The organism is Candidatus Margulisiibacteriota bacterium, assembly GCA_031268855.1.
GTDB lineage: Bacteria > Margulisbacteria > Termititenacia > Termititenacales > Termititenacaceae > Termititenax.
In genome coordinates, this window is record JAIRWS010000001.1 from 25135 (window position 1) to 34365 (window position 9231).

At 43.9% G+C, this 9231-nt stretch carries 11 protein-coding genes; 8 read left to right on the plus strand and 3 right to left on the minus strand.

The features are described 5' to 3' along the window. The first annotated feature begins 1 nt into the window (after position 1). The 8 genes from LBJ25_00125 (at position 2) to mnmE (ending at position 7368) form a co-directional block, all read left to right on the plus strand. A complete protein-coding gene (locus LBJ25_00125) occupies positions 2 to 3649 on the plus strand; it encodes a restriction endonuclease subunit S (GenBank protein ID MDR1452368.1) in 3648 nt (1215 codons plus the stop codon). 40 nt (positions 3650 to 3689) lie between these two features. Next, a complete protein-coding gene (locus LBJ25_00130) occupies positions 3690 to 3914 on the plus strand; it encodes a hypothetical protein (GenBank protein MDR1452369.1) in 225 nt (74 codons plus the stop codon). 82 nt (positions 3915 to 3996) lie between these two features. After that, entirely contained in the window at positions 3997 to 4134 is a 138-nt protein-coding gene (gene rpmH / locus LBJ25_00135; protein ID MDR1452370.1) for a 50S ribosomal protein L34, read from the plus strand. Positions 4135 to 4139: 5 nt separating this feature from the next. Next, positions 4140 to 4472 carry a ribonuclease P protein component gene (rnpA, locus tag LBJ25_00140; GenBank protein ID MDR1452371.1) on the plus strand — a complete coding sequence of 111 codons (333 nt, stop codon included), beginning with the start codon at positions 4140 to 4142 and terminating at the stop codon, positions 4470 to 4472. After that, on the plus strand, positions 4445 to 4654 hold the full coding sequence (gene yidD, locus LBJ25_00145) for a membrane protein insertion efficiency factor YidD (protein ID MDR1452372.1): 210 nt from the start codon (positions 4445 to 4447) through the stop codon (positions 4652 to 4654). Before rnpA ends, yidD begins: the two co-directional genes overlap by 28 nt. 34 nt (positions 4655 to 4688) lie before the next feature. Further along, on the plus strand, positions 4689 to 5450 hold the full coding sequence (locus LBJ25_00150; protein ID MDR1452373.1) for a YidC/Oxa1 family membrane protein insertase: 762 nt from the start codon (positions 4689 to 4691) through the stop codon (positions 5448 to 5450). Between the two features lie 21 nt (positions 5451 to 5471). Continuing rightward, entirely contained in the window at positions 5472 to 6044 is a 573-nt protein-coding gene (locus tag LBJ25_00155; GenBank protein MDR1452374.1) for a KH domain-containing protein, read from the plus strand. Continuing rightward, positions 6037 to 7368 carry a tRNA uridine-5-carboxymethylaminomethyl(34) synthesis GTPase MnmE gene (gene mnmE / locus LBJ25_00160; protein ID MDR1452375.1) on the plus strand — a complete coding sequence of 444 codons (1332 nt, stop codon included), beginning with the start codon at positions 6037 to 6039 and terminating at the stop codon, positions 7366 to 7368. The genes LBJ25_00155 and mnmE overlap by 8 nt, the downstream gene beginning before the upstream one ends. Positions 7369 to 7409: 41 nt before the next feature. Here the strand turns inward: mnmE and LBJ25_00165 are convergent, their stop codons facing one another. The 3 genes from LBJ25_00165 to LBJ25_00175 all read right to left on the minus strand — a co-directional run. After that, positions 7410 to 7724 carry a Smr/MutS family protein gene (locus LBJ25_00165; GenBank protein ID MDR1452376.1) on the minus strand — a complete coding sequence of 105 codons (315 nt, stop codon included), beginning with the start codon at positions 7722 to 7724 and terminating at the stop codon, positions 7410 to 7412. Positions 7725 to 7946: 222 nt separating this feature from the next. After that, positions 7947 to 8993, minus strand: coding sequence for a radical SAM protein (locus LBJ25_00170; GenBank protein ID MDR1452377.1), 1047 nt, complete (start codon positions 8991 to 8993; stop codon positions 7947 to 7949). 53 nt (positions 8994 to 9046) lie between these two features. Further along, a partial coding sequence (locus LBJ25_00175; GenBank protein MDR1452378.1) for a hypothetical protein occupies positions 9047 to 9231 on the minus strand: 185 nt, incomplete at its 5' end.

Below are 9231 nucleotides of genomic sequence, written 5' to 3' on the forward strand. Positions count from 1 at the left end.
GATGGACAGACGAGTATTACTTAAAAAACTAGGGTTCTTACCAAAAGAGAACACTAAAGGTATATATCGTAAGATATATACACAGAAATACGCAATTGAAGTAGATTTTAACAACAACACTATTGACTATGGCAAAAAAATAAGAAGCGACAGTAAAACTACGCAAAACTTTTCTCAACCTGAAAACTTTGTTATCCTAGAATGCGTGAATCGTTTACTAGAAAAAGGCTATAAACCACAAAGCATTATTTTGGAAAAAACATATTCCGCAGGGCATGGCACTTCGGGTCGGCTTGACATCTGTGTGAATCGTCCCGACGATTCGGAATACCTATTGATCGAATGTAAAACATACGGCAAGGAATTTGATGCGGCATTTAGGCGCATGAAAGAAGATGGTGGACAGTTATTTACTTATTTCAAATTTAGTAATAAAGCCGCTGTTATTCTGCTTTATGCTTCAGAACTAAAAGACGGTAAAATTGTTTACCGCAACGAAATTGTAAAAATTGAAGACGATTACCGTACAGGCGATGTCAAGGATTTTTATGAGAGATGGAACAAGCTGACTAAAGATAACGGCGTTTTTGATGAATGGGTAAAACTCTACAATTTTGAAAGCAAAGCGTTGACCCCAGAACAGTTAAAACCTATCGGGAAAGAAGACAGCAGTATTATCTTCAATAGTTTTTTGGAAATATTGCGGCATAATGTCGTCTCGGACAAACCCAATGCCTTTAACAAGATATTTACCTTATTTCTGTGCAAGATATATGATGAAAAGAATACTAAACCCAATAAGGAGTTGGCTTTTCAGTGGTTTTATGCACCTTATCAATATGAGGGAATAAATTACCCGCCGGATGATCATATTTCTTTTCAGAAGCGATTGACAGATCTTTACAAAAAGGGAATGAAAGAATTTTTAGAAAAAGAAGTAACCGATATTTCAGATACCGAGTTTGAAAACAAATATGGTGATGTCAGTGAAGATATTCGTAAAAAAATATTGGATGACCTTACGGAAATCCGCTTAAAAAAGAACAACGAATTCGCGATTAAAGAAGTTTTTGACAATGATTCGTTTGAAGAAAACGCAAAAGTTGTAAAAGAAGTTGTAGAGCTATTGCAGGGCTATAAGATTCGTTACGCCGCTAAACAGCAATATTTATCCGATTTTTTTGAGTTGTTGCTTGGAACTGGATTAAAACAAGAATCAGGACAATTTTTTACACCTGTACCGGTAGCCCAGTTTATTATTAAAAGCTTACCCGTTGGCAATATTGTTCAAAGCAAGTTGCAAAAAATGGAAAAAGACGCTTTTTTGCCTCATATTATTGATTATGCCGCCGGTAGCGGCCATTTCATAACGGAAAGTATGCATGAATTACAAAATTCATTAGAAAATATTGATTCCAATAAATTATTTGGAGACGCCAAAAAGTTTGTTGATAAAGCAAAAACCTATCCATATGATTGGGCGTACAACTATGTTTATGGCATAGAGAAAGATTACCGTTTAATAAAAGTCAGTAAAGTTGGTTGTTATCTTCATGGTGATGGCTTGGCACAAGTAATACACAGCGACGGTTTGGGAAATTTCAAAAACACCAAAGAATACAAAGGTCTTCTTACAAAAACTGATAAGGATTTTCCGCAGGAAAACAGGCAGTTCGACATACTTGTTTCCAACCCGCCCTATTCGGTTTCGACATTTAGAAATAACGCAAGCAAATTTTATGGCAAAGATGATTTTGGGCTTTACGATAGTCTTACTGATAACAGTAGCGAAATTGAATGTCTGTTTATTGAACGCGCTAAACAATTACTGAAAGACGGCGGTGTAGCTGGCATTATTTTACCAAGTTCTATTTTGAACAATGAAGGTATTTATACTCAAGCTCGTGAAATCATTTTGCGATATTTTGAAATTATCGCTATCACCGAGCTAGGTGGCAATACGTTTTTAGCAACAGGCACAAATACAGTTGTATTGTTTTTGCGGCGCAGGAACAATTATGACAGTATAAATCTGCGAAAATCCGTAGAACGGTTTTTTGACGATTTTCAAGATGTAACCCGCAATGGTATAGAAAAACCTGTTTTGCAATATATTAATCATGTTTGGAAAGGAATAACACTTGACGATTATGTTACGTTATTGAAAAAAAAGCCTAACAACGCTGTTGTCAATCATGAAATTTATAAGGAATATCGTGCAAAAACTCCTGCTGGAATAGAAAAAGATTTCTGGAATATGGTCATTACAATTGAAAAGGAAAAATTGTTCTATTTTATTTTGGTCTATCCGCAAAAAGTAGCGGTGGTAAAGACTGGCAGCAGGGATGCTGAAAAACGCTTTTTAGGTTACGCGTTTTCCCATCGTCGCGGAAATGAAGGCATTCACCCGATACAGCGGGGCAAAACCATTGAGGAATGTACTCGTCTATTCGATGATATGCGTTTTGATAATCCTGAAAAGGCAAGTACTTATATTTACAATGCATTCAAAAATAAATATCCGGCCATTGGCGATTCATTAAGAAACAATGTTTTCTATATGGATTTGATTGATATGCTTACTTTCGACAGAGTTGGTTTCGATAAAAATATTTCGCTTTCGATTAAGAAAAAAGTAACGATTGAAAGCAACTGGAGAATTGTAAAATTAAGTGAAGTTACAAAAATAGATTATGGGACACGAATAGTCAAAGCAACCGGCGAAGGAACTATTTATCCTGTATACGGTGGGGGCGGAGAAACATTTAAAACAGATACATTTAACAGAAAAAACACATTTATTATCTCCAGATTCGGAATGTCGCCTGAATGTATCCGATTTGTTCCAGGAATGTTTTTCTTAAATGACTCAGGAATGACAATAGACACTTTAAATAAAGAAGCTTTAAATCTATCATACCTTAATTATTATCTTTATTTGAATCAAGAAATGGTTTATTGTTGCGGCAGAGGTGTTGCCCAAAAGAATATTGACATTGATGCTTTTAATTCTATTCCTATTCCCCTTCCTCCGCTCGAAATTCAACAAAAAATCGTTTCCGAAATAGACGTTCTGGAAAAGAAAGAGGCGGAGGCGAAAGAGGGGATGGTAAGTTTGAGAAAAAGTATTGATCGTGTTTTAGAAACAAAATCAGCAGAAAAGTATAAAGTGGGCGATATTTTGACTTTGGAATATGGTGCGGCTTTGCCTGAAAACAATCGAATAAAAGGCGAGTTTCCTGTGATGGGTTCGAATGGAATTGTCGGCCATCACAATGAATATTCGGTAAAAAGTCCGGCAATTATTGTTGGACGTAAAGGTTCTGCGGGTAAAATAACTTATATTGATAAAAATTGTTTCCCGATAGACACGGCTTTTTATGTGAAACTTATTAAAAATAAATATCACCCAAAATTGATTTATTTCGCTTTACAAAAAGCAGGGTTAGAAAATTTATCAGGCGGTACAGGCGTTCCTGGACTGAACAGGAATGCTGTTTACTCAAAAACCATTTCTCTTCCCCCATTCTCCGAACAGCAGAAAATTGTTGCCAAAATCGAAAAAATTGAGGCGCAAATAGACAAATTGCGGCAGCAATTAGCAAGTATTCCTAAGCAAAAAGAAATCATTTTGAAAAACTATTTATAACATACATTGCTCATTATTTAAAAATTGGAGTACACGATTAATGAAACAAAAAAGAAAATCAAAATACTATGTAATAACAGAGGAAGATATCAATAAAGCATTAGCCAAGTCTGCGCTATTAACTGAGCAAGAAATTAGCTTTCTGCGCAGTTCGTATAGCTACGTTGGCGGTGGGCTGACGATAAAGCAAGCCATTTTTTTTAGGAGTATCCAAAGAAAAATCAAGAAAAGTGAAAGTCTAAACGGCGAGTTCTGGAACAAATAATCAAGTCGTTCGTAAAAGCGTAAGCAATTGACGCAAACTTTTTTTTACCTATATAATAACTCACTAAACAAGGAGAACAAAAATGACGAAACGCACCTTTCAGCCCAAAGCCCTGCGGGAAAAACGCAAAAAAGGTTTTTTGTCGCGGATGAGCACGGCCAATGGCAAAAACGTTGTCCGCCGCCGGCGCGCCAGAGGCAGAAAGCGTTTGACCGTTTAGACGGCGTGTTCCCGACGCTGACCAAGCAGGCCGATTTTGCGGCCGTTTACGCGGGACAGAAACAGGTCAGCAAAAGTTTTGTGCTGTTTTATTTACCCCACGCAGAATTCCGCTATGCGGTAGTGGCCTCGAAAAAAACTATCGGCAACGCTGTCCAGCGCAATCGCGCCAAGCGGCTTTTACGGGAATTGGTCAGATTTGCGGACACTTCAACTTCGCTCAGCGCCCGCTTAAAAGGGCGTTTGATTTTGGTGGCGCGCGCGGGAACGTTGAAAAATAAATTTGCGGAGCTGCAGGCCGAGCTGGAAAAATGCTTAAAAAACTGGTTATCCGTTTAATTCGGGTCTATCAATTTTTTAGCCAGCGGCTGCCCCTGCGAGCTTGCCGGTTTTACCCGACCTGCTCGGAATATATGATCTTGAGTTTAGAAAAATACGGCCTCGCGCGCGGGCTCTGGCGCGGGTTAAAAAGGATTATCCGCTGCCGTCCCGGACAGCCAGGCGGCGAAGATTGGCCGTAGCTTTTTATATTTTTGCCGGGAAAGGAGAGTGAAAATGAATAATTTTTTTATTGAGGTCTTAAAACTTTTTGGCGCAAATCTAAATTATGGTCTGGCGATTATTCTGCTGACGCTGCTGATCAAACTTATTTTCTGGCCGCTGACCGCCAAGCAATTTGAGTCCATGGCGGCCATGCGTAAAATCCAGCCCAAACTCAAAGAATTACAGGAAAAATACCGCAGTGACCCGCAGACCCTGCAGAAAAAAATGCTGGAGCTGTACAAAACCCACAATATGAATCCCCTGTCCGGCTGTCTGCCGATGTTGATCCAGCTGCCGATCTTGTTCGCGCTGTACGCCGCGTTGAATTCTGTGGCGTTCATCAATTTCGACGGCGGCAAAGATTTTTTGTGGATCAACGATATTTCCTTTAAAGAAACCCAGGATTTTGCCGTATTTCAGCGGGAAAATCAGCGCGGGATTTCCGACACGCGCGAAACACGGGAAAAAGCGCTGGCCAATATTATTGTGAAAAAACAATACACCGGCGTGAATTCCAAATTTCCGGTGGCGGCGCCTCTGCTGGCGATACTGGTGGCCTTGACCACTTATTTCAGCCAAAAGACTATGGGCATGGACAAAGAGCAGGAAAAAATGATGCTGATGATGCCGGTAGTGATGCTGGTCGTCTGTCTGAATTTGAGCGCGGGCATTTCAATTTATTTGCTCATGTCCAATTTATTTGCCGGCCTGCAGCAGGTCTATATGCTGAAAAAACTGCCGCCGCAGACGATCGACGTTAAACAAATTAAGTAAAATTATACAAAGGAGAAAATTATGTTTGGAATTTTTGGCAAGAAAGAAGATACTGTCACGGAACCCGCCGTTGAAGCCGTCGTGGAAAGGCCGCAGCGCGAAACCCTGGAGATCACTTCCGCAATTACGGACAACGCGCGGCTGACGCTGCTCGATATTTTAAAAACAATGGGCTTGAATGTCGATGTTGTCGTAAAAGAAAACCGCGAGAACACCATTTCGCTGGAAATCACCGGCGCGGAAGATCTGGGTATTGTGATCGGCAAGGCCGGCAGCACTTTGCAGGCCCTGCAATTATTGCTGTCCAATATTTTAAGCCGCAAATATCAGAAGAAGGCTTTCGTGCATCTGGACGCCAACGATTATAAGGTCAAGCAGGAGCAGACCATTATCGCCGCGGCCAACGACGCCGCCGATGTCGCCGAGCGCGAAAATGTGCAGATCGTCCTTGACCCGATGTCCGCCGCGGAAAGACGCATTGTGCACACCGCGCTGCAAGACCGCCCCAGCATTGAGACTTTTAGCCGCGGCATGGGGCGCACGCGCCAGGTTGTTGTTTCGCCCAAAGGCTTCAAAAAAGAAAAACGTGAATAACACTATCGCCGCTATTGCCACTCCTCCGGGAACGGGAGGGGTGGCGATAGTACGCATTTCCGGGCCGGACGCTTTTGCCGTAGCGGCTAAAATTTCAAGTGTAAAAATTTTTGACAAAAACACCATAAAACCCTGTGTTTTACTTGAACTTAACAGCAAAAACGTCATTGATAAAGGATTACTTTCCGTTTTCAAAGCTCCTAATTCCTACACTGGCGAAGATGTAGTAGAAATTAACTGTCATGGTTCATATTACTTGACACAAAAATTATTGACCGAGGTTTTAAAAGCCGGAGCGCGCTTGGCGGAAGCCGGAGAATTTACCAAAAGAGCATTTTTATCCGGAAAGTTGGACTTAACACAGGTCGAGGCTGTCGCCGATACTATTTCCGCCGGCAGCGAAATGTCTTTAAGCCTGGCTTTACGCCATTTGGACGGCGATGTCCGGCAAAAAATTCGGGAAATTCGAGGGGAATTTCTGCAAATTCTAAGCGAGATAGAAGCCGCGCTGGATTATCCCGAGGAAATTCCCGACCCGCCGCTAGAAAAAATCCGCCTGCTACTGCAAAACGCGCAAAAAACTTTCGCGCGATTACTGGCGGATAGCGACAAAGGCCTGCTCATAAAATCCGGCGCCGTGATCGTCCTGGCCGGCAGACCCAATACCGGCAAGTCCTCGCTTTTTAACGCGCTGCTCAAACACAACAAGGCGATCGTGGCCGAAACGCCTGGCACGACGCGTGACGCTCTGGAAGCCGAAGCGCAGATCGGCGGACTGCGCGTCACGCTCGTCGACACGGCCGGGCTGCGCGAGACGCAGGACGCCGTGGAAAAACTCGGCGTGGAGCGCAGCCACGCGCATTTGCAAACAGCCGATCTCGTGCTGGCCGTATCTGACGCGGCTTCCAGCCCAACCGAGGAAGAACAAAAATTTCTGGAAACCCTGCAGGACCGCCCGCATTTGCGCGTGGCCAATAAAATCGACTTGTTAGAAAAAGTGGACATCTCGGCAGCCCTGCCAGTCTCTGCCAAGACCGGCCAAAATCTTGATCTGCTGGCCGCCAAAATTTTAGAAAAACTCGACCTGCGCCGCGTGGATCTCAGCCGGAACATTTACATCAGCTCACTGCGCCAAAAAGATCAGCTTTTCCGCGCGGCAAAAATTCTGGCCAAAACCCTGGACACGCTGGAGTCAGCCGCCTATCTGGACGCGCTGGCGCCGTATCTCAAAGAGATCATCACCGTCCTGGGCGAGATCACCGGCGACGCGGTGTCTGACGAGATCATCGGGCAGATTTTCGCCAATTTTTGCGTGGGGAAATAATCGACGCGCCGGCATATACAACCGGATATTTCTTTGTTGTTTCAACCCGCTAAAACCACTATGGTAATCCCTGCATTGTATTTATTGAAATCGCGGTCTTTGGCTAATTCGGAACAGGCCGCCAGAACAGCCTGCCCTTCTCTGGCAAAAAGTTCAAATTTTTCGCCGGCGCAAAATTTGTATCGTCCGCGTAAAAACTCCGGCAACTCCGCACGTATCTTTCCGCAGCCGTGAATTATTTTCACCGCTTTGTAGCCGCGCCGTCTGGCCGAAAGCAGAGCTTGCTCCACCAGCGCGAGCGCTTCGTCCACGGTCGGCCGATAAGGATGCAGGTCAAAACGCTTAATCTTTAACACTCTTTTATTTTATCTGTCTGTTTTTAAATACTCAAGCAGTATTTTATTTAAAATAAAGTTATTCCTATTATCAACCACTTATCAACAAAAATACGCTGTTTTTATCCAGTTAAGCGTTAAGTATTGCTTTTTTAAGCGTTGCTTTGTGCAAAACTCGTTGATAACGTGTATAACTTTACGGTTTATGCACGATTTTATGCACTGATTATACAGAAAAACAGGTTACTTACTTACTTCTTTTAAAGAATTTATGCACGAATTTAATTTATTCAAGCGTTCATTTATTACTTTTTGTTCCAGCGGCGGAAACGCGGCGGCGGCCGTGCCGCGGCGCGCGGAAAATCCGGCGGTGTTCACGCGGAAAAATCCGGCTGCCCGCACCAATTCATAGGTATCCTGAAATTCCTCATCTGTCTCGCCGGGAAAACCGACGATAATATCCGTGGAAATTTTGGCTGACGGAATATTCGCGCGGATTTTCTCGAGGAGAGCAAGATAATGCTTGATGGTATAGCCCCTCTGCATCAGCCGCAAAATCCGATCGCTGCCGTGCTGCACCGGCAAATGAATTTCGCGGTCGATTTTTTCATTCCGCGCAATGACCGAAATAAGTTCGTCGCTCAGATCTTTCGGATGCGAAGTTAGAAAAGCTAATTTCGGCACGGTGAGACACTTTTGTAACACCAATTCCAGCAGCCGCGAAAAAGAAATTTTCTGCCCCTGAAATTCTCCGGCGTAGGAATTGACATTCTGCCCCAGCAAAAACAAAACTGCGCGCCTGCGAAAATCGATCTGCTGGATTTCCGCAAGTATCTCCGCCGCTCCGCGGCTGCGTTCACGGCCGCGCGCCTGCGGCACGATACAGTAAGCGCAGCAATTGTTGCAGCCCTGCATGATCGTGACCCAGGCCTCCGGCGCGTCCACGCGGCGCGGCGGGTACCGGCGGGCTTCCGTGATCTCCAAAAAGCCGTCGAGAAACGGCGCGCGTTTTTTTATTTCCGCCCGGTCATAAGCCGGCATACAACCGGAGAGAAAAATTTTTTGGTCACGTTTTTTGATCCGCCGCAGATAATTAAATTTTTCCAGCTGTCCGTAGACGCGCCGTTCGGCTTTGTCGCGCACCGCGCAGGTATTCAAGACCAGAATATTGGCGGTCTCGGGATTCTCCGCCGGCTGGCAGCCGTTAAATTCCAGCAGACCGGCCAAATGCTCGCTGTCATTTTTATTCATCTGGCAGCCAAAAGTGCTGATGTAATAAGTTTGGGGCATACGCGATTTTAACACGTCTGCCCGCCAAGAAAATCGGAATTGTTTTTAGAAAACTAAATCCGCGTTATGTAAACGAACTCCGCCAGACGTTTATGCTCCAGAGCGGTTTCCACCCACTCGGCTTTTTGCGCGGCGGCCTGGATCAAACGCACCTTCTCACGCAAGGACGGCCGTTCGGCCAGCAGATTCATGCGGTCATTGAACGCGCTGTAAATCATTTTTCTCCCCCTTTCCCTTT